This is a genomic window from Bacillus toyonensis BCT-7112 (assembly GCF_000496285.1).
In the GTDB taxonomy this organism is placed as follows: domain Bacteria; phylum Bacillota; class Bacilli; order Bacillales; family Bacillaceae_G; genus Bacillus_A; species Bacillus_A toyonensis.
This window is the reverse complement of record NC_022781.1, coordinates 41071-61937: the sequence shown is the minus strand read 5'-3', so window position 1 is coordinate 61937 and position 20867 is coordinate 41071. Positions and strand designations below refer to the sequence as shown.

General features: G+C 33.9%; 23 protein-coding genes and 1 pseudogene. 19 read left to right on the top strand and 5 right to left on the bottom strand.

Features of this window, described 5'->3' with window-relative positions:
• Positions 1-151 precede the first annotated feature (151 nt).
• The 5 genes from BTOYO_RS00265 (at position 152) to BTOYO_RS00245 (ending at position 4515) form a co-directional block, all read left to right on the top strand.
• Entirely contained in the window at positions 152-937 is a 786-nt protein-coding gene (locus BTOYO_RS00265) for a DeoR/GlpR family DNA-binding transcription regulator (protein WP_000493650.1), read from the top strand.
• Positions 934-1530 (top strand): GNAT family N-acetyltransferase, encoded by a 597-nt coding sequence (locus tag BTOYO_RS00260; RefSeq protein WP_000635699.1) that lies wholly within the window; start codon positions 934-936, stop codon positions 1528-1530. Before BTOYO_RS00265 ends, BTOYO_RS00260 begins: the two co-directional genes overlap by 4 nt.
• Positions 1503-1841, top strand: a complete 339-nt coding sequence (locus BTOYO_RS00255) for an NIPSNAP family protein (protein WP_000499990.1) — start codon at positions 1503-1505, stop codon at positions 1839-1841. Before BTOYO_RS00260 ends, BTOYO_RS00255 begins: the two co-directional genes overlap by 28 nt.
• A 462-nt stretch (positions 1842-2303) precedes the next feature.
• The gene (locus tag BTOYO_RS00250; protein WP_023440957.1) at positions 2304-4154 is read left to right on the top strand and encodes a sigma-54-dependent Fis family transcriptional regulator; all 1851 of its coding nucleotides are present in this window, start codon (positions 2304-2306) and stop codon (positions 4152-4154) included.
• A 115-nt stretch (positions 4155-4269) separates the two neighbouring features.
• A complete protein-coding gene (locus tag BTOYO_RS00245) occupies positions 4270-4515 on the top strand; it encodes a DUF3977 family protein (RefSeq protein ID WP_000873853.1) in 246 nt (81 codons plus the stop codon).
• A 132-nt stretch (positions 4516-4647) separates the two neighbouring features.
• Here the strand turns inward: BTOYO_RS00245 and BTOYO_RS00240 are convergent, their stop codons facing one another.
• Positions 4648-5259, bottom strand: a complete 612-nt coding sequence (locus BTOYO_RS00240) for a TetR/AcrR family transcriptional regulator (RefSeq protein WP_000799614.1) — start codon at positions 5257-5259, stop codon at positions 4648-4650.
• Positions 5260-5418: 159 nt separating this feature from the next.
• Between BTOYO_RS00240 and kynU the strand changes: the two genes are divergently transcribed.
• The 5 genes and pseudogenes from kynU (at position 5419) to BTOYO_RS00215 (ending at position 9887) form a co-directional block, all read left to right on the top strand.
• Positions 5419-6705 (top strand): kynureninase, encoded by a 1287-nt coding sequence (kynU, locus tag BTOYO_RS00235; protein WP_000276279.1) that lies wholly within the window; start codon positions 5419-5421, stop codon positions 6703-6705.
• 2 nt (positions 6706-6707) lie between these two features.
• Entirely contained in the window at positions 6708-7337 is a 630-nt protein-coding gene (kynB, locus tag BTOYO_RS00230) for an arylformamidase (protein WP_000858202.1), read from the top strand.
• Positions 7338-7369: 32 nt separating this feature from the next.
• A complete protein-coding gene (gene kynA / locus BTOYO_RS00225; RefSeq protein ID WP_000661949.1) occupies positions 7370-8209 on the top strand; it encodes a tryptophan 2,3-dioxygenase in 840 nt (279 codons plus the stop codon).
• A 121-nt stretch (positions 8210-8330) separates the two neighbouring features.
• Positions 8331-9248: a serine hydrolase domain-containing protein gene (locus BTOYO_RS00220; RefSeq protein WP_000346270.1), complete on the top strand. Its 918-nt coding sequence runs from the start codon at positions 8331-8333 to the stop codon at positions 9246-9248.
• A 16-nt stretch (positions 9249-9264) separates the two neighbouring features.
• A pseudogene (locus BTOYO_RS00215) lies at positions 9265-9887 on the top strand (Pr6Pr family membrane protein).
• Between the two features lie 201 nt (positions 9888-10088).
• On the opposite strand, the gene BTOYO_RS00210 reads toward BTOYO_RS00215, so the two are convergent.
• Positions 10089-10421 (bottom strand): YqzG/YhdC family protein, encoded by a 333-nt coding sequence (locus tag BTOYO_RS00210; protein WP_000811610.1) that lies wholly within the window; start codon positions 10419-10421, stop codon positions 10089-10091.
• A 145-nt stretch (positions 10422-10566) separates the two neighbouring features.
• On the opposite strand from BTOYO_RS00210, the gene sleB reads away from it, so the two are divergent.
• The 6 genes from sleB to BTOYO_RS00180 all read left to right on the top strand — a co-directional run bounded on the left by sleB (position 10567) and on the right by BTOYO_RS00180 (position 14996).
• Positions 10567-11346: a spore cortex-lytic enzyme gene (sleB, locus tag BTOYO_RS00205; protein ID WP_001249053.1), complete on the top strand. Its 780-nt coding sequence runs from the start codon at positions 10567-10569 to the stop codon at positions 11344-11346.
• A gap of 15 nt (positions 11347-11361) precedes the next feature.
• Positions 11362-12702 carry a germination protein YpeB gene (gene ypeB / locus BTOYO_RS00200; RefSeq protein ID WP_000943731.1) on the top strand — a complete coding sequence of 447 codons (1341 nt, stop codon included), beginning with the start codon at positions 11362-11364 and terminating at the stop codon, positions 12700-12702.
• 26 nt (positions 12703-12728) lie between these two features.
• The gene (locus BTOYO_RS00195) at positions 12729-13325 is read left to right on the top strand and encodes a YhcN/YlaJ family sporulation lipoprotein (RefSeq protein WP_000698005.1); all 597 of its coding nucleotides are present in this window, start codon (positions 12729-12731) and stop codon (positions 13323-13325) included.
• 107 nt (positions 13326-13432) lie between these two features.
• Positions 13433-13789, top strand: coding sequence for a hypothetical protein (locus BTOYO_RS00190; protein ID WP_000976449.1), 357 nt, complete (start codon positions 13433-13435; stop codon positions 13787-13789).
• Positions 13790-13814: 25 nt separating this feature from the next.
• The gene (locus BTOYO_RS00185) at positions 13815-14312 is read left to right on the top strand and encodes a GNAT family N-acetyltransferase (protein WP_001020893.1); all 498 of its coding nucleotides are present in this window, start codon (positions 13815-13817) and stop codon (positions 14310-14312) included.
• Positions 14313-14459: 147 nt separating this feature from the next.
• Positions 14460-14996 (top strand): DUF1697 domain-containing protein, encoded by a 537-nt coding sequence (locus BTOYO_RS00180; RefSeq protein ID WP_000158249.1) that lies wholly within the window; start codon positions 14460-14462, stop codon positions 14994-14996.
• Between the two features lie 42 nt (positions 14997-15038).
• On the opposite strand, the gene BTOYO_RS00175 is transcribed toward BTOYO_RS00180, so the two are convergent.
• Positions 15039-15443 (bottom strand): DUF2178 domain-containing protein, encoded by a 405-nt coding sequence (locus BTOYO_RS00175; protein WP_001080326.1) that lies wholly within the window; start codon positions 15441-15443, stop codon positions 15039-15041.
• 209 nt (positions 15444-15652) lie between these two features.
• Here BTOYO_RS00175 and BTOYO_RS00170 point away from each other — a divergent pair, with 209 nt between their 5' ends.
• Positions 15653-16822: a ParM/StbA family protein gene (locus BTOYO_RS00170; protein ID WP_000025613.1), complete on the top strand. Its 1170-nt coding sequence runs from the start codon at positions 15653-15655 to the stop codon at positions 16820-16822.
• 11 nt (positions 16823-16833) lie between these two features.
• Complete coding sequence (locus BTOYO_RS00165; protein ID WP_001257765.1) at positions 16834-17169, top strand: hypothetical protein; 336 nt, start codon at positions 16834-16836, stop codon at positions 17167-17169.
• A gap of 125 nt (positions 17170-17294) precedes the next feature.
• On the opposite strand, the gene mleBCA is transcribed toward BTOYO_RS00165, so the two are convergent.
• Entirely contained in the window at positions 17295-18149 is an 855-nt protein-coding gene (gene mleBCA, locus BTOYO_RS00160; protein WP_000136873.1) for a BCA family alpha/beta fold macrolide esterase, read from the bottom strand.
• 211 nt (positions 18150-18360) lie between these two features.
• On the opposite strand from mleBCA, the gene BTOYO_RS00155 reads away from it, so the two are divergent.
• The gene (locus BTOYO_RS00155) at positions 18361-19287 is read left to right on the top strand and encodes an NADP-dependent oxidoreductase (RefSeq protein ID WP_000644552.1); all 927 of its coding nucleotides are present in this window, start codon (positions 18361-18363) and stop codon (positions 19285-19287) included.
• Positions 19288-19418: 131 nt separating this feature from the next.
• Here BTOYO_RS00155 and pdxR read toward each other — a convergent pair whose 3' ends face one another.
• On the bottom strand, positions 19419-20852 hold the full coding sequence (pdxR, locus tag BTOYO_RS00150) for a MocR-like pyridoxine biosynthesis transcription factor PdxR (RefSeq protein WP_000706565.1): 1434 nt from the start codon (positions 20850-20852) through the stop codon (positions 19419-19421).
• Positions 20853-20867: the final 15 nt, after the last annotated feature.

Genomic DNA, 20867 nt, shown 5'->3' with positions numbered 1-20867 from the left:
TATTTTATGTAAAGTTAACAAAATAGAAAAAGAGAGAAAACCTGCATAAAGACGGAAGAAAAAGGATTGAAAATATTGTGAAACGGAAGAAACGTGCATATAATTAACATAAAGTTCAAATTTCTGAATCTTCAATAACGGTGGTGATAACATGTTTACTGAAGAACGTCGGGAGAAAATTTTAGAACTACTTAGTACAGATGGAAGAGTAATCGTAAAAGATCTTGCGGAAAGATTTGATATGTCTATTGATTCTATAAGAAGAGATTTGTCTATTATGGAAAAGGATGGTTTATTAAAAAGAACGCACGGAGGTGCAATTGAACTTACGCGAGTGAGAAACTTAGCTGCGGAACCAGCTAAACGTTATAGTGATAGCTCAATATATGAGGACACAATTGCAAGAGTTGCGGTATCTTATATAAAAGAAGGTGATTCAATTTTTATTGGTGGGGCTTCCGTTCATAATGCGATGCTGAAATATTTACCGGAAGTATCATTTACGGTTATTACGAATTCTATAGAAATAGCTGGTTATCTACGAGAATATAAGAATATTGATACGTATTTAATTGGCGGAAAAGTAAAACCTTCAGGGAATATTACTGATACACTTGCCTCTGAATTGATAAGTAGATTTTCTATTGATCTTTATTTCTCTACAGGTGGAGGCATTTCATTACAAGGTATTAGTACTGCAACACCTGAAGTTGCTTATTTTAGTAAAAGAGTAAGTGAAATTGCTAGAAGAAATATTTGTTTAGTTCCGCATAATAAACTTGGAATAGATTGTTTTATAAGAGGAGAGTCTCTAAAAGAAATTGACATTATTATAACTGACGAAGAGGCTAGTAAAGAAACTGTTCAGGACTTTGAGAAACAAGGTAAACAAGTTGTAATAGCGCCATTATATTCATTTGAAAGGAGTTTGACATGATTGTAAAAGAGCAAAAGTTTCATATAAATGGATTAACTTATACAATTCGTTCTGCAGCTGAGAAAGATGCTGAGCAGTTATCGGAAATTAGAGTTCAGATTGATGGAGAAACTGAAAATATGGATAGAGATGCTGGAGAGGGATTTATAGATAATCTAGGGTTTCAAAAAATAATAAAAACAGATATTGAAGAGACGAAGAATCTCTTTTTAGTTGTAGAAGTGCACAATCGAATTGTTGGATTTTCAAGATGTGAAGGATCAAATTTTAAGAGATTATCTCATAAAGTGGAGTTTGGCGTTTGTATTTTAAAAGAGTTTTGGGGATATAGAATGGGTAAGAGCCTATTACAACAATCTATTAAATGGGCTGACGAAAATGCAGTAAATAAAATATCTTTACAAGTATTAGAGACAAACGAGAAAGCTATTCATCTTTATAAAAAATTAGGTTTTGAAGTAGAAGGCATTTTGAAAAATGACAAAAGACTATCGGATGGAAAGTATTATAATACGGTAGTGATGGGAAGGTTTACTGATACTTTTCATAAAAGAGGTGAAGAAGTATGTTTTACAGAAGGAAGTACTATGTAGTGAAAAATGAATTCATAGAAGTATTTAATGATCATTTCAATAACACAAACTTACCTAATCAATTAAAGCATGGTTCTAGGCTAATAGGACGCTGGATGAAAGATAATAAGAATGGTACGTCTGAAGTATTTGCCATATGGGAATATGATAGTTATGAACAGTATAAAGAAATAGAATCGAAAATTAGAAGTGACGAGAGGCATGTTAGAAGAATACATGAATGGTATGAAAACCATGGCGGGAAAGAATATGTTTTACAGGAGTACATAGTAGAGATGAAAAATGAAGAGTTAGTATGTACTGTAAAGTAACAGAGGGGTGAGGGATAATTGAAATTAAAACAAAATTATATTTTAGTTTAGCATCCACTATTTTATTTGCAGCCGTGATTGTTTTCTTTATAAATGGTAATCCACAAAAATGGTTTTGGTTATGTATTTTCTTTGCGTCCATTATACAAAATATAGTGCTACTAAAAAAGAATAAAGAAATGCATTAAGATATTCAAATTATTAACATATTTGTGTCGTCTTTCTAGTTGTATTGAAAACGCTTTTATTCAGTTTTATAATAAAAGTATGTTTTATAAAGTGAAACTTTAATCAGTGGAGGTGTTATTCATCCCTCACTAATTATTAGTTAAACCAATCAGGCTTTTACGGGTAGCCTGACCCCCACCTAACTTCTTTGCTCTAGCTGAATTTTGAGGTGGGGGTCTTACTGCCCGTTAATGCGGAATAAATCTCCAAAACAATTAAAAGGGAGATGATACAATGTTAGCTTCACCGTTTTACTTACACACATGGAAAAAGTTTATTGATAAAGGAGTCCTTGATTCGAACCGTATAAACGAAAGAATTTCAGAGTCATGGCATCGATGTAAACAAGCAAATGTGAATCCTCATATGAATAAAGGTCAGAAAATTTTGTCTTCTAATATTTTTCAAGAACAAAAGAAAAAGAGTGAAATTTTCCTTGATATAGCATTACCTCAAATACAAAATATGAGAAAAACCATTGATGAACTACAAATGATGGCATTATTAATCGATCCAGATGGTTATGTTCTATCCTTAAGTGGAAATAAACAAACGTTAAAGCGAGCGAAACATATTAATTTTATTGAAGGTGTAAAATGGACGGAAGCAGCTGTGGGGACAAACGCAATAGGAACAGCATTAGAAATTGAAGAAGCTATTATGATAAGTGGTACTGAACATTACTCCGTGGCATCTCATAGCTGGAGTTGTGCGGCTGCTCCCATTCATAACGATGACGGGAAATTAATTGGTGTTCTAGATTTCTCCTGTCCAATTGAATTTTCGCATCCATATATGCTCGGTATGGTAACTTCAATTGCACATGCGATAGAACGTGAATGTAGCATAAGAGTTCATCAAAATGAATTACACTTAATTCATCGTTTTTTAGATGTCATTGATAGTGATGAACAAGTAGTTATTTGTAATCATCGTGATGTTATCGTTTCTGCGAGTAAGAGCGTTCGGGAACGAGTAACTAATTGGTCAAGAATGAAACTTGAAGATTTAATGCGCTATGGATTGGAAACTAAATTAGAGATACCAGTATATAGTAATGAAAGAATGATCGGGAAATGTATGTATTTAAAGGAAAACAAACAAATGAATACATATTCTGCTTTCACATTTATAAAAGGAATTACTTTTTCAGGAGTTACCGGGACAAGCAAAGCATTTCAACACACACTAGAAGAAATTAAGCTTGTTTCACCGACTGATGCTAGTGTGTATGTATGTGGTGAGACAGGAGTAGGAAAGGAATATGTTGCGAGAGCGATTCATGAAAATAGTCCAAGAAAAGACGGGCCCTTTATAGCTGTTAACTGCGGTTCTTTGCCTAAAGAATTAATGGAAAGTGAATTGTTCGGTTATGCTGAAGGTGCGTTTACAGGTGCGCGACGTCAAGGATATAAAGGGAAATTTGAACAAGCGAATGGAGGAACATTGTTTTTAGATGAAATTGGTGAAGTACCATCAGAGATGCAAGTAGCCTTATTGCGTGTTTTACAAGAACGCACAATAACTCCAATAGGAAGTTCAAAAGAGGTACCAGTAAATATTCGTATTATTACTGCCACACATAAAGATTTACTACGGTTAGTAGAAGAAGGGAAATTCCGTCAAGATTTATATTATCGTTTGCACGTTTATCCGTTATATGTTCCATCGTTACTAGAAAGAAAAGAGGATATTCCATATTTTATACAACACTTTTGCGAACGGAAGAATTGGAATGTTGTATTTCCGAAGAGTATTTGCAATCAATTTTTACAACATACATGGCCCGGAAATATTCGAGAACTAGTAAATGTATTAGAACGCATTTACATTTTGTCGCAAGGACGGGAAATATGCGAAAAACAAGTCGCTTTTTTGATACAAACAATGATGGGAAGTGAAAGACAATCCCGGTTGCAAACAGAAAATAATGAAGAACATACATTAAGTTTCCGTGAAAGAATACAGCATGATAGTATGATTGAAGCGCTTCAAAAGACGAACGGAAATGTTTCGTTAGCCGCAAAACTATTGGATGTACCCCGTAGTACATTTTATAAACGAATGCAAAAATTTAATCTATAAAAGTAGATTTTTGTAATCTGCTTTTTCTTTTTGAGCTCATGTTCTGTCGGAATGTGCGCTTCCCAGGGAAATAATAAAATAGTTAGACGGGAAATTCCCTAAAGGAGGTTAGTATGTGAAGTATATTGAAATTGGTATCGGGAATAGATGGTTCGTTCGAACAGAGACCGAAAATACAGACGGTACTGAATTTGAGGAAAAAGGAATTGTGAGACCTATTTATTTTGAATCATTTTATGTCCGTGTTTGGTTTCGGAAAATGTGTTTTATTTTTGATACGAAAGAGGGCTTTAAGAAAGTAAGGAAAAGTAGAGCTGAGTATAAGTTTATTATTGGAATTGTGAGTAGGTTAAAACAATAAAATAAAACAGGTTGTATTTTTATGATTATAATAATCACATACATACTCGCAATTATTATAATAGGCTATTCCATTTATAGTTAGAATGATGATTTTAAGAAAAAATAGCACACTTTAAATATGTGAAGTGCGCTATTTATATAATCCCGTTGTATACATCTCCGTTAATGTATACACTATTTCTTCTAGTTTTACTTCTTTGTTATTTTGTACAATAGTCCAAAGAAACATTTCATTCATTGCGAACCAACCGCGTGCCACGAGCTCTTTATTTAATTCAGGATGCGCTAATCCACTTTCTTGAGAGTAAGTAATATCCTGCGAAATACTTTTTATAAAGCGTTCGCGAATCTCACCCCATTTTTGACGTATCTCTTTTGATAATCCGATTGCTTCTTCGACAACTTGCAAAATAGCTCGTTCTTCTTCTGCTAATTGTAGGAATGCTCTAACGTGATTTTGAATCAAGTCACGTGCTGCTGCTTTCGTTTGAGGGAAGAAAGAGCGCCCAGCAATATTATAAAAACGATTCATAACATCTTCCATTAACACGATAAGGAGATCATCTTTGTTTTTAAAGTATACATATGCTGTTCCATAACCAGTTTCTGCATGTTTAATAATTTGCGTGATTGTCGTTTTCTGAAATCCATTAGTAATAAAAATAGTGTAACCCGAATGTAATAGTTTCTTTTTTGTTTCTAAGGAGCGGTGTTTTCTAGTTGAAAGAGTAGTGTTTTTCAAAGAATCACCTCTTTATACTGAAATATCTGAAAATATAATTGTATTGTAAAAGAAGATAGTATGTAAAGTCAACTGACATAATATCATTGACGTTATATCAACTAAGGTGATATATTTCAATTAGTTAGAATAAAAAGAAAATTAAGAGAAGGTGACACCATGTATAAAGAACCATTTCAACCAACTTATGAGTATGCGCTTGAGTGTGATAAACATGATGAACTGAAAGATTTTCAAACTGAATTCTATAAAAAAGAAGGAACTATATATTTAGATGGAAACTCATTAGGACTACTTTCGAAAAGAGCAGAAAAATCGTTACTTACTTTACTAGATTCATGGAAAGAGTATGGCATTGATGGCTGGACAGAAGGCGAACATCCATGGTTTTTCCTTTCGGAGAAATTAGGTGAACTGACGGCACCTCTTATTGGAGCTTTACCAGAAGAAACTATTGTAACCGGTTCCACGACTGCGAATATACACCAAGTTATTGCGACGTTTTATGAGCCGAAAGGAATACGTACAAAAATTCTTGCGGATGAATTAACTTTCCCGTCAGATATTTATGCACTTCAAAGTCAAATTCGTTTAAAAGGCTTAGAGCCAGATGAGCATTTAGTAAGAGTGAAAAGCCAAGATGGTCGAACACTTTCTGAAGAAGATATTATTCAGGCAATGGAAGATGATATCGCTTTAATTTTATTACCTTCAGTCTTATATAGAAGTGGTCAAATTCTTGATATGAAACGTTTAACAGTGGAAGCTCATAAACGTGGCATTCATATCGGATTTGATTTATGTCATTCAATTGGTTCTATTCCACATCATTTTAAAGAGTGGGATGTTGATTTCGCTGTATGGTGCAATTATAAATATTTAAATGCAGGGCCGGGTGGTGTTGCAGGTCTTTATGTAAATAGTAAACATTTTAATAGACTGCCAGGATTGTCTGGATGGTTTAGTTCTAGAAAAGATAAACAGTTTGATATGGAGCATACATTAACTGCAGCTGATCATGCAGGTGCTTATCAAATTGGTACACCTCACGTATTAAGTACAGCACCGTTAATCGGTTCTCTTGAAATTTTTAAAGATGCTGGTATGGAACGTTTACGTAAAAAGTCTTTACATATTACGAGATACATGCTGGATTTAATTGATCATGAATTAAAAGATTTCGGATTTACAATTGGAAACCCGTTAGAGGATGAAAAACGAGGTGGACATATTTATTTAGAGCATGCGGAAGCAGCGCGTATCTGTAAAGCACTAAAGGCAAATGGAGTAATTCCAGATTTCAGAGCACCAAATGGGATAAGACTTGCGCCAGTAGCTTTATACAATACGTATGAAGAAGTATGGAAGTCTGTTCAAATTTTAAAGAAAGTTATGAAGGAGGAAGAGTATAAACAATTTGAAAATAAACGAGAGGTTGTGGCATAAGAATGAAAACATCAAAGTGGATTGATATTTCACAGCCATTAAATAATGATATTGCAACTTGGCCAGGAGATACACCGTTCTCGTATGAAGTTTCATGGTCAAAAGAAGAGAGCGGTTCAGTAAACGTCGGAAAGTTAACGATGAGTATTCATACAGGTACTCATATTGATGCGCCTTTTCATTTTGATAATGACGGAAAGAAAGTAATAGATTTAGATGTTCAAGTTTATGTCGGACCTACGCGAATCATTGACGTTTCTAACCTTGAAAGCATCGGAAAAAAAGAATTAGAAAGTTTTCATTTAGAAGGTGTAGAACGACTATTATTACGTACATCTTCACATGGTAAAGCAGAAGAATTTCCAGATGTGATCCCGCATTTACGTGCTGATATTGCACCGTTTCTTTCTGATAAGGGAATTCGTTTAATCGGAGTGGATGTACCATCAGTTGATCCGTTAGATGATAAAGAACTAGCAGCACATCATCAATTGTTTAAATATGGAATTCATATTTTAGAAAATGTCGTACTAGATCATGTAGCAGACGGCGATTACGAATTAATTGCATTACCACTTGCGTTAACAGATGCAGATGGAAGTCCAGTTCGAGCTGTCATTAGACCAATATAAGTAGAAACATATAAAAGGGGTGTTTGACTAATATGAAAGAAAATGAAAAGGTAATTATGGAAAAAGGGATTCACACGGATTTTAAGGAAAATATGACGTATGGTGAGTATTTACAATTAGATAGTTTACTATCTTCTCAAAAGAGATTATCAGACCATCATGATGAAATGTTATTTATCGTTATTCACCAAGCTAGTGAGCTTTGGATGAAGCTTATTTTACATGAACTAAATGCAGCAATTGAATCGATTAAAAACGATAAATTAGCACCGGCATTTAAAATGTTAGCACGTGTATCAAAAATTCAATCGCAAATTATTCAATCTTGGGATATTCTTGCGACATTAACGCCATCTGAGTATATTGAATTCCGTGATTCACTCGGTCAAGCTTCAGGCTTTCAATCGTATCAATATCGAATGATTGAGTACGCACTTGGTTATAAAACACCACATGCATTAAAGATTTATGAAAAAGATCCAGAATTACACGCTCGACTTCATAAAGCGCTACACGCACCAAGTTTGTATGATGTTGCGATACAGGCGCTTGTTAAAGAAGGCTTCCAAATTCATAAAGATGTGTTAAATCGTGATATTACGCAGCCTTACGAAGAAGATGCAACTGTAGAAGCGGCTTGGATAGAAGTGTATGCGGACGTGAAGAAATATTGGGATTTATATCAGCTTGCTGAAAAATTAATTGATATCGAAGATTGGCTACAACAATGGCGTTTCCGTCATATGAAAACGGTAGAACGCATTATCGGAAATAAAATGGGAACTGGCGGATCTTCAGGTGTATCTTATTTAAAACGAGTACTTGATCAACAGTTCTTCCCTGAACTTTGGAATGTTCGTACGAAATTATAGGAATAAGCTTGTCAGCTAATTATGGCTGATAAGCTTATTTTTTTATTTGAGCACAATTATGTTTTAATAAAAGGAACAAGATATAATAAATGAAGTAACTATTTTAATGGAGGTAAGATTTTTGGATTTTAAGCAACTACAAAATAAATTTGAAAAGAAAAAAGTGAATACATTTCTTATTTATCAAAAAGGGGAATTAACAACTGAGTATTATAAAACACCCGAATGTGCAAATAACTTATATAAAATAAATTCGATTACAAAAAGTATCATATCTTTATTAATTGGTATTGCAATTGATAAGGGCTATATAAATGATATACATACACCGATTACAGAGTGGATTGAAAATGTACCTGGGGAAAAACATGATTTAACGCTGTATCACTTATTAACAATGACTACTGGTGAGGATTGGAAAGAGTTTGGGAATGGAGTAGTATTCCCAAATGACTTTGTAGAATCAGAGAACTGGGTACAGTACATATTAGAAAAGCCAATAATTGAAGAACCTGCTACAAAAATGAATTATAATTCAGGTTCTTCACATTTACTTAGCTATATTATTCAAGAAGCTACTGGGATGTCGACAGAGCAGTTTGTGAAAAGATATTTATTTGAGCCATTAGAAATTAGCGAATATGAGTGGCAACAAGATCCGCAAGGTATATATGTCGGCGGCTTCGGTATGAAAATGAAATCTACCGATTTATTAAAATTAGGAAAACTATGTTTGCAAAATGGATATTGGAATGAGAAAGAAATTGTATCAGCGAAATGGTTAGAAGAGTCAAGTAGGGCGCAATTTGAAACATATGAACATGTTGGCGCATATGGATATCACTGGTGGGTATTACATAACGAAAGATTTCACATACCGTATTGTATATATTTCGCTATGGGGTACGGCGGACAATACATCGTTATCATTCCTCAGTTAGAAGTAGTAGCTATTATAAGTAGTCATATGCCAAAACGTGGGCTCGTTCCATTAAAATTATTTATTGAGCATGTACAGGGAAATTCCAATTATATATAAGAAAAGGAGGGAATGTATGAGGGATGAAAAAACTTTATCTTTATTTAGACTATGTTTAAGTCTTCTAGCATGTAGTGCCATTATTACGCAATTCATAATCAGGGCACAATTGAAACCGTTCAATCCAGTTAATTTTTTAGTTTCTTTACGATTGAAAGTAACATTTTAGTTGTATGTATTCTCCTTTTAAGTAGTATCGGAACAGCTACATTTGGTCGCTCAGAACAATTTAGTATACTTCGAGGTGCGGCAACGGTATACATACTTACGACAGGACTCATTTATTTTTTGCTATTAAGAGGATTAGAAGAGTCACTTCAAACGGCAATACCATGGGTAAATACAGTGCTACATTATATCATGCCGATTGCAATGCTTTTAGATTGGATTTTAAATCCACCTATTAAGAAAATCACTTGGAAACAATCTGCAAGTTGGCTCTTATTCCCGTTTTTTTACGTTGTATATAGCTTAATACGTGGCCCAATCGTGAATTGGTATCCATATCCGTTTTTAGATCCAAGAATAGGTGGGTATGGTAAAGTACTTTTATACAGTATAGGGATAGCGGTTGTAATTGGCGCTATTTGTATATTGGTAAGATTTTTAGGGAATCGAAACTTTAGGAAAGAATTTTAGAAATGCAAGGAGCCCCACTGTTTCCGTTTTTAACAGTGGGGTTTCATTTTATCCCGCATTAACGGGGCAGTAAGACCCCCACCTCAAAATTCAGCGAAAGCAAAGAAGTTAGATGGGGGATCAACTGCCCGTAAAAGCCCGATTGGTTCAACTAATAATCAGTGGGAGATGAACAAACCCCCCACTGATTAAAGTTTTACTTTATCTACTCGTCTTCTGAAACGACAACTTTATAAATTTCTCTGTCTTCGTTTCAAATTCTACATCAACAAAAACACCATATTCTTTTCCATCTTCACGTAGCCACAATTTAAACTTTTCAACAGTTATTTGAACCGTTTTTGGTTTTCTACCTATATGAAGATAATCAACAATCTCTGCTTTCGGATATTGTTCTTTCGTCTTTTCTACAGCAAGTTTACCCCATTTTGCATAAGGCGGTTGTGCATGAACAATCGATGACCCGGTATATATATTTAAACATGTTGTTAATAAAAGAATGACGAATGCGATACGCTTTAACAATTGCTTCATAATGAACTCCTTTTCTCCTTTTTGTATATTGTTTACATATTCTTTCAACGATATAAGTTTGGATTTTTTTGTCTTCTTTACATAAAAGCGAGGCTTTTACAAAACATAACCAAGAAATCATTTCTGTAATTAAGGAGGGAAAATTATGCGCCAAAAAGCTATTTTTAAAATAGCAGTTTTACTTGCGTTCATAGGACTGTCTTTAATGGTCAGTAGTATACAACTAAAGAATGTAGAAGCTTTTTCTAATCAAGTCATTCAAAGAGGAGCATCCGGTGAAGATGTCATTGAACTACAATCTCGTTTGAAATATAACGGATTTTATACAGGAAAAGTAGATGGTGTTTTCGGATGGGGTACATATTGGGCACTTCGGAATTTTCAAGAGAAATTTGGACTACCTGTTGATGGTTTAGCGGGTGCTAAAACGAAGCAGATGCTCGTAAAGGCAACAAAGTATGATAAGTCGACTGCGAATAAAGGGACGACAACGAATAAAGGAAATAGTGGTGGCACTGCACAAGAAAATAAACCACCACAAAATAAAGGGACAAATGTTCCGAACGGTTATTCCCAAAATGACATTCAGCTCATGGCAAATGCAGTATATGGAGAATCACGTGGTGAGCCGTATTTAGGACAAGTTGCAGTAGCTGCAGTTATTTTGAACCGTGTTACAAGCGCATCATTCCCAAATACCGTTTCAGGTGTAATCTTTGAGCCGAGAGCGTTTACAGCGGTGGCTGATGGACAAATATATTTAACGCCAAATGAAACAGCGAAAAAAGCGGTTTTAGATGCGATAAACGGCTGGGATCCAACAGGAAATGCTTTATATTATTTCAACCCAGATACTGCGACAAGTAAATGGATTTGGACTCGTCCACAAATTAAAAAAATTGGTAAACATATTTTCTGTAAATAGAGCGGAGGTGGGACAATGTTAAGAGGTATTATCATTGTATTATTAACAGTTGGTGTAGTTGGAACAGGATATTGGGGCTATAAAGAGCACCAAGAGAAAAATGCGGTTTTAATTCGAGCGGAAAATAGTTATCAACGAGCATTCCATGATTTAGCATACGAAGTTGATTTATTACACGATAAAATTGGTACAACACTTGCGATGAATTCACGCTCATCTTTATCACCTGCATTAGCAGATGTATGGCGTTTAACATCTGAAGCTCGTTCAGATGTAGGACAACTCCCGTTAACATTAATGCCGTTTAATAAAACGGAAGAGTTTTTAGCAAATATCGGTGATTTTAGTTACCGTGCAGCCATTCGTGATTTAGAAAAAGAGCCGTTAAATGAACAAGAATATAAAACGTTGCAAACTTTATATTCAAATGCGGGAAATATACAAGATGAACTAAGGAAAGTACAACATCTTGTTTTGAAAAATAATTTACGCTGGATGGATGTTGAAATGGCACTTGCATCAAATCGCGATCCAGCAGATAACACAATTATTGATGGATTAAAAACTGTAGAGAAAAACGTAACATCATACTCTTCTACAAACTTCGGACCGACCTTTACAAGTGCACAAAAAAATAAAAAAGGTGGATTTGAAGCAGAAGGAAAGGCAATTTCTAAAGATGAAGCAGCAAAAATCGCAAAATCATTTTTAAATTTAAAAGGAAATGAAAAAGTCGATGTAGAGAAAAGTGGAAAAGGTGCGAAAGAATCATTCTATAGTGTGAAGATTAAAGACTCTGCAACGAATAATGAGTTTTACATGGATATTACCGGAAAAGGCGGATATCCAATTTGGGTAATGAATAATCGAGAAATTAAAGAACAGAAAATTAGTTTAAATGATGCAGGAAGTAAAGGATTGACGTTTTTAAAGGATCATAAGTTTAATAATATGGAGCTCTATGATAGTTCTCAATATGATACTATCGGCGTGTTTACTTATGTAGTAAATGAGAATGGCGTACGGATTTATCCGGAAGCAATCCAAATGAAAATTGCTTTAGACGACGGATCTATCGTTGGATTTTCTGCAAAAGAATATTTAGCATCACATCAAAAACGAACAATTCCGTCTGCCAAGCTAACTGCAGCAGAAGCAAGGAAGAAAATTAACCCTGATGTGAAAGTGATGGAAGAGCGAAAAGCAGTTGTAGTAAATGATTTGCATAATGAAGTACTTTGCTATGAATTTGTTGGAACGTTAGGGAAAGATACGTATCAAATTTTCATCAATGCGAATAGCGGAGCAGAAGAAAAAGTGAAAAAAATGCAAGCTGTTGAAAAAATTTATGATTAAACCTTAATAGTAAAGTGGTGAAAAGAATGAAAATCCTAATATATGTGTTGATGCTTTGCTTTTTTATAACTGGATGCAGTATTGGAAAAAAAGACAATCCAAATGAAAAGCCAGAACAAAAAAATGTCTCAATGAAAAATGTTAATTATACAAACAAATCAAATAAGCCAAATGAAAAAGCAGCGGATCATTTAGCATCTTTAGCGGCAAGTGTGCCAGGTGTGAATGATGCAACAGCAGTAGTTGTTGGAAAATATGCTATTGTAGGTATTGATGTAAAAGCGAAACTAGACCGAACTCGTGTTGAGTCAATTAAGTACTCTGTTGCAGAAAGTTTAAAAAACGATCCGGATGGTGCGAATGCAGTCGTTGTAGCTGATGTTGATACGTATGAACGGCTGAAACAAATTGGAAAGCAAATTAAAAAAGGGAAAACTGGCGAAGGTATACTGGATGAATTAGCAGCAATTGTTGGCCGCGTGATGCCACAAGTTCCGAATGATATGATTGAAAATAGAGAAACGAATCCAATTAAAGATAATGACAAGCAATTACCAAAAGATGAAGAACAAGAACTAAGAAAAGAACAGAATGACCAATCTAATAATCATTTGAATAAGTAAAATGAGCCTCGTACTAAATTGTACGAGGCTTTTTAAATATAATATTAAATATTCAGTTTATTTTTAAGGGAATATATGGTTTAATTATTGTGGGAGGGACAACTGTTATGATGAAAAAAAGTGCATTTATTTTATGTGGTTTCTGCCTAAGTTTCAGTATGACAGCCTGTGAACAAAAGAAAGAAGTGAAAAAGCAAACAGCGACTTCTTCTACTGTGATGGAAAGTCAGAAGAAAGAATTTATCAATATAAATCATTTCTCAAAAATAGATGAAGGAATGACTTATACAGAAGTGAAAGATTTAATCGGTTTTGAAGGAAATTTACTTATAGAAGAAGGGGTAGAACATTCTACACAAATTAAACAAATTTTTGCTTGGAAGGGGAATAATCCAAATTCATTTGTTGAAATTACATTTTTGGATGGAAAAGTGCATTCTAAATCACAGCAAGGTTTAAGTTAATTTGATAAAAATTGGAGAGTATAGCATGAACATACATACTGGGGAAATACAATTAGTTCCGTATAAGGAGACGTATAAAGAAATTATACAATCATTTACTTTACCAAGTGAACAAGTTCAATTCACATCAGATCCAGGCGAATTATTGAAAAAAGCAAAAAGCGATCGCACAAAAAATGTAATTGTTATTTTAGATTACAACGGGGTACCTGTTGGTCTTTTCGCATTACAAACAGGCGAAAGAGTACAAGAGTTCACAGAGAATGAAGATGCTTTACTTTTAACATCATTTTCTATAAATTATAATAAACAAAGAAGAGGATACGCTAAAAAATCATTGGCATTATTAAAAGATTTTGTAAAACGTTATTTTCCAATAGAAAATGAAGTTGTACTTGCTGTAAATGAAAAAAATATGCCAGCACAAAAGTTATATGAAAAAGTTGGCTTCGAAGATAGAGGCTTTAGAAGAATGGGACCGATTGGTCAACAAATAATAATGCATTTACCTATAATAAAATAACGGGATAGAAAACTTACTCTTGAACATTCATGTAGTAAGTTTTTTTATTTTGTGTTATGTTAGTAAAAACGAAAGTAGGTATCCAAAAAAGATAAAGGTTTCAACATATATAATTGAAAGGTCAATGAATATGCGAGGAGTAATGATATGACAATTTATATTGCGTTACTAAGGGGAATCAATGTAGGTGGACATAAAATAATCAAAATGGCAGATTTAAAACGATTGTTTGAATCAATAGGATTAAAACAAGTGAAAACATATATTCAAAGCGGTAATATCGTGTTTGAATCTGAGGAAGATATAAACGCTCTAAAAGTAAAAATTGAATCTGAAATTAAAAAGGAATTTAATTTTGATGTTCAAGTCATCCTAAAAACAAATGAAGAATTAATAAATACTATAAAATATTCCCCTTATAAGGCGGATGCTTTGTTAGAAGGAGAAAGTATACACGTTGCCTTTTTAGCTCATCCATTTTCTGAAGATGAGAGGAAGCAGTTACTTATGTACAAAAGTGAACTTGAAGATTGCTATATAGATGAGAAGGTTGTATATTTGTATTTCAAAAATAGCATTCGGAATTCTAAATTAATGAACCAATTTCAGAAGTTACATACACCAGCTACAGTAAGGAATTGGCGAACTGTTAATAAATTAAAAGCAATTGTAGAGGGTATGTAAATATAAAAAGATGAGGTTTCTATATATAGAAAACCTCATCTTTTATTTATATTGTTTTGCAACTATGAGTTCGACAATAGGATAAATAAAGAATGAAGAACAAAGTGCGATAAACAGTGGTAGGTTTTTAACTCCATCTAAATTGGAACCCATAGAAAAACCTTCCGAGAAGAGTAATAGAAGGAACAATACAACTACAAGTACAAAATACGCGATTTTAAAGCTTTTATATGTAATTTGCTGTCCCATTTCATCCTGACTTTCTTCTGATACACCGTGGGGATCTCCCCATGTAATATGATTGATGAGGTAGCTAAGTATTAAAGCGCTTGTAAAAATTGTTCCACCTAAAATTACACCTCCATTGATGTATTTATAAGCTCCGTGTATAAGTACTCCGACTAATGATAAAACAATTGTTATTAAAATGAATTTTTTACGATTCATATTAGAACAACACCCCCACGATTGTAAAAAACTCTTTCCATTTATAGTATAAAATTGGAAAAGGTTCATGTCAAATACTTTTTACAAGCAAGGCGAAGGTATATAGTATTTTGTTTTAATGATAAATAAAAAATTACATTACATTTGAATGTAAAAGAATAGGCTCGCATATATTTGGAAGGGATGTCAGATTAATTTAGGGGGTAGTTATGTCTATACTTTTAAAAGCTGGTGCAGATGCAGGAAATAACGGTTTGAAGTTAATGGTGAAAGGGCAAGACCCTATTTTTATTCCGAGTATTTATTCTTTATATATAGGTGAGCCTACAGGATTGTTAGATGAGGGGGATGTGTCATTATCTGAATTAGAAAATCATATCGATGTGACCATTAGTTCTCCATCGCTAATGTTAAATAATGTACGGTACATCGTTGGAGAAAAAGTCATTCAAGATCAATTAAAAGGTACTGAAGTGGAGAAGAAATCGAATAAGTCGACGGATGAGCTAATGGTTATTACAATACTATCGGGTTTAGCAGTAAGTGCTATGCGTCAAAGTCCAACTTCTAGTCATATTAACATTCGATATGATTTATCTGTCGCTCTTCCTATGCAGCTTATTACACAAGAAATAGCTGCCGAAAATGCAAAACGTTATATGGGAAATCACAAGGTTGTTTTCCATTATCCGAACGGTCGTGATGTTACTATTAATGTTTCTATTGAGTTTTGTAAATGCCTGCCTGAGGGCGCTTCTGGGACGTGGGGCATTGTATATGATGAAGAAGGAAATGTTGTGAAACATAAAATAGAATGTGAACAAAATCAAGTTTCAGAAATTGATTTTGTTGATAAAACTTTATTGTCTTTTGATATTGGTGCGGGGACAACAGAAGAAGTTGTTTCGTTAGGGGTAAATTTCCGTCCGCAATTAAGTAAAGGATTATCGTACGGTGTAAAAGAAACGTTACTACAAATTATTACGAGATGGAACCGGAAGTATCCAACAAAGACGATTGATAGTATTACAGAATTCAATCAAATTTATTTAAATGATAAACATCCTAGGAATGCATTATTAGTTGAGGAATCACAACCAGCACTATTAGGTTTAGCTGCGCGCGTCGCAACTGATATTATTAATAAAATTGATGATATGAAAGACGATCCATACGTGTTTATTTATGGTGGGGGCGCAGTTATCATTAAAAATAGCTTGAAAATGATTTTAAAACAAAAAGGGCGTTTAACAAATGTTATCTTTGTAGATAATCCACTATTTACAAATGCAAGAGGATTATTAGTCTACACTTGTTCGCCAAAGTATAGAGAACATAAACAAAAAGAGTTAGGGTTTACAAACTTAACGATAAGTTAGTTGGTGGAAACATGCGATCTAGGCGATATAAACGTGGTGATCGAGTGAAAATCAATATTCATAAATCAGTATCACCTGAAATGCTTGCATGGCTTAATAAACAATCAAACCCAACTAATTTCTTTTTCTTTGCAGCACAGCAATTATTTAAACAAGTAGGAGATATTGATGTGTCAAAAACTTTACCAAATAGCCATGTTTTCTCATTATATATGGAGCCCTCATCCTTATTAAAAGTCGAAGTAAATCCTTTTAAAAACGTACCACTAGAAGCGAATAAATCCACCGAAAGTGTAAAAAAAAAATCATGGGAATCTGTTGATCAATTAGATTGTCCATTTTTTTAAACATAGAAACATTTATGTAAGCCCATCACTATACATATGGATACAGTGATGGGTTTTTGTTAGTGTATCGCTATTCCAATAAATAGAAGGGGCACAAATTTGTGCCCCTTCTATTTATTATTTATCTATATTTTAGATGTATGTTCTGTTACAGTTTGAATAATGTTTTCCCAGTCATCAGGATGGTTTTCATGTCCTGCTCCTTCAAGAATTAAAAGTGCTGAGTTTGGAATTTCATCAATAAGTGCGAGACCATGTTCAAATGGTAGTGCTGTATCGTCAGTTCCGTGAATTACTAATGTGGGTGCTTGTATGGAGCTAAGTACACCTTCATAAGCATCATCACCTTGAAGTAAAGCGTGATTAAACATACTTAATAGATTGTTAGCCCTTTCTATTTCGAGTTTTACTTGTGTATAAACTCTGTTTTCATCAAATGAACGTTTTGAGCCGCACAATAGACGAGAGCCTGTAACTAAATACTCTGTCACAGCGTTTTGATTTGACCAATCTAAATTTGCACCATTTGCATGATGTATTAAAATTCTTTCATCCATCGGAGGTAAATCGCGAGTGTTGTTATCTGAGCCTATAACACTTGTTGCTAGTAAAGTTAACGTTAAAATTCTTTCAGGATGTTTTACAGCGGCAATTTGAGCAATCATGCCACCTAATGACATACCAAATAAGTGCGCTTTATCAATATGATAGGCATCCAGCACCCCAATTGCATCTTCAGCCATAGTTGTTACCGTATAATTGGAAGTTCCAGGTTCATATGTAACAGAGCGTCCTACATCACGGTTATCAAAGCGAATGACAAATTTCCCTGTGCTAGCTAACTGTTCACAAAATTCTTCATCCCAATAAACCATTGAACACGTAGCTCCCATAATTAATAAAATTGCTGGATTATTAGGATTTCCAAAGCTTTCTGTACAAATATCAGTCCCGTTTGTTTTAATCATCTTTTCGGTCATAGTGTTATCTCCATTTCTTTTGGATTTTATTACAAACATAGAAAATAAAATTCTGTATGATTCTAAGATGTACACAAAATTGAATTTGGAACTCACATTAATTAATAGCGTAGCATAAATACCACCTCTAAACATGTTTATTGTCATTCAAAGCAAAAAATTTTGAAAAATAATTGTAAGTTATTAAAATAAACAGCAAGGAGGAGAGGAAATGAAAGCAATTGTTATTGATGAATATGGTAGTGTTGAAGAACTAAAAGAAAGACAAATTTTAAAACCAGTTGTTACATATAACGAGGTATTAATACGCATTCTCGCAACATCTGTTAATCCAGTTGATTGGAAAACTAGAAAAGGAGACTTACAACAACAATTGCAATTTTCATTTCCAATTACTTTAGGGTTAGATGTAGCTGGAGTTATCGAAGAGGTTGGAGAAGAGGTAGAAGGTTTCAAAATAGGAGATAAAGTGTTTACGAAACCTGAAAATATAGGGAAGGGATCTTATGCTGAATTCATTGCGGTAAAATCAGATTTAGTAACTTATATGCCTACTAACCTAAGTTTTGAAGAGGCAGCTTCTATTCCACTCGCAGGACTTACTGCTTGGCAAAGTCTTGTAGATTACGCAAAAATAAAAGAAAATGACCGAGTATTTATTCACGCTGGAGCTGGTGGTGTCGGAAGTTTAGCAATCCAAATTGCAAAATCATTTGGAGCTTTTGTTGCAACTACTGCAAGTGGTAAAAATGAAGAATTTTTAAAGGATTTAGGAGCGGATCTCGTTATTGATTATAAAAAAGATAAATTTGAAGAGCTACTATCAGATTTTGATATTGTATTAGATACAATCGGTGGCGAAGTACAAGAAAAAAGTTTTCAAATTATTAAACCTGGCGGTGTTCTAGTTTCGATTGTTCATGAACCAAATTATAAAGTGAAAGGGATAAAATCAGGATTTTTATGGCTAAAACCAAGTGGAAAACAATTAGAAGAGTTATCAAATTTAATTGTACATGGAAAAATCAAACCGATCATAAGTAAAGTTGTGTCACTTAATGAAGAAGGGGTTAGAGAAGCTCATATTTTGAGTGAAGGGCAACATGTTAGAGGTAAGATTGTAATTAAAGTGGAATGATGATAGCCGCTGTATATTGACTTGTAGTGAATAAAGATAAATTGGAGTACTCCATAATTTTATAATACCCCAAAGTACTTTTATTTTGGGGTATTAGCTTTTCTTAGTTTGATGGGCTAGTGAACATACTTTTAAAAATTAAAGTTTCGTATTGTATCATGTAATTTCTCTAATCCAATCGCCATATCTTTTTCATTTAACATGGAATAGCTAATTCTTAATTGGTTATTATTTGTATCGTTATTTAATAGACAAGCTGTTCCAGGTAAAAAAGAGACATCTGCTTCATTTGCTTTTTGTAATAAGTTAAAAGGATCAATTGTATTAGGAAGTGTAATCCATAAATTAAAGCCGCCATTTGGTATTTTAAAGTGTATTTCTTTTAGTGGCGATAATATAGCGATTGTTAAATCGCGTCTAATTTGTAAAGCGGTGCGTAATTTTTCTAAATGATTTTTCATACGTTCTGCACGTAAGAAAGGAAGTAGTGCTTTTTGCGTTAATAACGGGCTACCGATATCCATCGAACCCTTCACAGCATATAACCATTCAAAAATAGGCCCATCGGCTATAAGTGCAGCGATACGTAGTCCAGGTGCTAACGTTTTACTAAAACCTTTTAAATATATTACATGACCATTCGTATCAAAACTTTTGATTGGAGGAGGAACTATAGCATCCTCAAAATATATTTCTCCGAAAGAATCATCTTCAATTATAAAAAACTCATATAACTCCGCTAGTTCTATAAGTTCCAATCTCCGTTCTTTACTCATTACTGTACCTGTTGGGTTTTGAAAAGTAGGATTCACATATAACAAAACAGGATTCTTTCTTTGACAAAGGTCATCTATTAAGTCTGAGCGAATGCCGTTTTTATCAAGACTAATAGGTATAATCTGCACTCCTTTGTTGAGAAAAACATCAAGTGCTGCGCCATAACAAGGGCTTTCTACTAATACTATATCTCCAGGTTTTAATAATGTTTGAGCGATCAAATCAATTCCTTGCTGGGCACCACTTGTAATTAATAATTGAGAGGGGTCTGTCACTAATTTCTGATGTTCTTTTAGATAATTAACTATTTCAACTCGAAGTTCATAATCGCCTTGAATAGGTCCATAAGTTGCTAGTAACATCGGATTTTTATCCAGCAATTTGTGCATTTCGTCTGCTAGAAATGGATTTGGTAATAGACGTGGATATAAAATCGCTTGTGAAAAATCATAATATTTTCGGTGTTGATTCATTGCATATTGAGAACGCATAACATTAATAGTTTTCGTTTGTTGCCATTTATAAGGAATTGTTTTGAACTCTTTCTTTACACGTTTATATATATAAGCGCCTTTTCCTTGCTCGATGCGTATATATCCTTTCGTTTCTAGCTGCTTATACGCCTTACGAACAGTCAATAAGCTAATTTGTAAATCTTCGGCCATACAACGTAATGAGGGAAGGGAGTCACCATATGAAAGCATGCCACTTTGTACTCTTTCAACGATTTGCATATATATTTGTTGATAATACGGTATGTTGGATTCTTTCCGTATTACAATCTTCATGGCTTCACCTTGTTT

Excerpts from the sequence above, each read along its gene's own strand:
- BTOYO_RS00195 (WP_000698005.1), top strand. The coding sequence starts at position 12,729 with ATGAAAATCCTAATATATGTGTTGATGCTTTGCTTTTTTATAACTGGA.
- BTOYO_RS00185 (WP_001020893.1), top strand. The coding sequence starts at position 13,815 with ATGAACATACATACTGGGGAAATACAATTAGTTCCGTATAAGGAGACG.
- BTOYO_RS00265 (WP_000493650.1), top strand. The coding sequence starts at position 152 with ATGTTTACTGAAGAACGTCGGGAGAAAATTTTAGAACTACTTAGTACA.
- BTOYO_RS00190 (WP_000976449.1), top strand. The coding sequence starts at position 13,433 with ATGATGAAAAAAAGTGCATTTATTTTATGTGGTTTCTGCCTAAGTTTC.
- BTOYO_RS00250 (WP_023440957.1), top strand. The coding sequence starts at position 2,304 with ATGTTAGCTTCACCGTTTTACTTACACACATGGAAAAAGTTTATTGAT.
- BTOYO_RS00210 (WP_000811610.1), bottom strand. The coding sequence starts at position 10,421 with ATGAAGCAATTGTTAAAGCGTATCGCATTCGTCATTCTTTTATTAACA.
- BTOYO_RS00260 (WP_000635699.1), top strand. The coding sequence starts at position 934 with ATGATTGTAAAAGAGCAAAAGTTTCATATAAATGGATTAACTTATACA.
- BTOYO_RS00255 (WP_000499990.1), top strand. The coding sequence starts at position 1,503 with ATGTTTTACAGAAGGAAGTACTATGTAGTGAAAAATGAATTCATAGAA.
- BTOYO_RS00170 (WP_000025613.1), top strand. The coding sequence starts at position 15,653 with ATGTCTATACTTTTAAAAGCTGGTGCAGATGCAGGAAATAACGGTTTG.
- BTOYO_RS00180 (WP_000158249.1), top strand. The coding sequence starts at position 14,460 with ATGACAATTTATATTGCGTTACTAAGGGGAATCAATGTAGGTGGACAT.
- sleB (WP_001249053.1), top strand. The coding sequence starts at position 10,567 with ATGCGCCAAAAAGCTATTTTTAAAATAGCAGTTTTACTTGCGTTCATA.
- BTOYO_RS00155 (WP_000644552.1), top strand. The coding sequence starts at position 18,361 with ATGAAAGCAATTGTTATTGATGAATATGGTAGTGTTGAAGAACTAAAA.
- pdxR (WP_000706565.1), bottom strand. The coding sequence starts at position 20,852 with ATGAAGATTGTAATACGGAAAGAATCCAACATACCGTATTATCAACAA.
- kynA (WP_000661949.1), top strand. The coding sequence starts at position 7,370 with ATGAAAGAAAATGAAAAGGTAATTATGGAAAAAGGGATTCACACGGAT.
- BTOYO_RS00175 (WP_001080326.1), bottom strand. The coding sequence starts at position 15,443 with ATGAATCGTAAAAAATTCATTTTAATAACAATTGTTTTATCATTAGTC.
- mleBCA (WP_000136873.1), bottom strand. The coding sequence starts at position 18,149 with ATGACCGAAAAGATGATTAAAACAAACGGGACTGATATTTGTACAGAA.
- ypeB (WP_000943731.1), top strand. The coding sequence starts at position 11,362 with ATGTTAAGAGGTATTATCATTGTATTATTAACAGTTGGTGTAGTTGGA.
- BTOYO_RS00165 (WP_001257765.1), top strand. The coding sequence starts at position 16,834 with ATGCGATCTAGGCGATATAAACGTGGTGATCGAGTGAAAATCAATATT.
- kynB (WP_000858202.1), top strand. The coding sequence starts at position 6,708 with ATGAAAACATCAAAGTGGATTGATATTTCACAGCCATTAAATAATGAT.
- kynU (WP_000276279.1), top strand. The coding sequence starts at position 5,419 with ATGTATAAAGAACCATTTCAACCAACTTATGAGTATGCGCTTGAGTGT.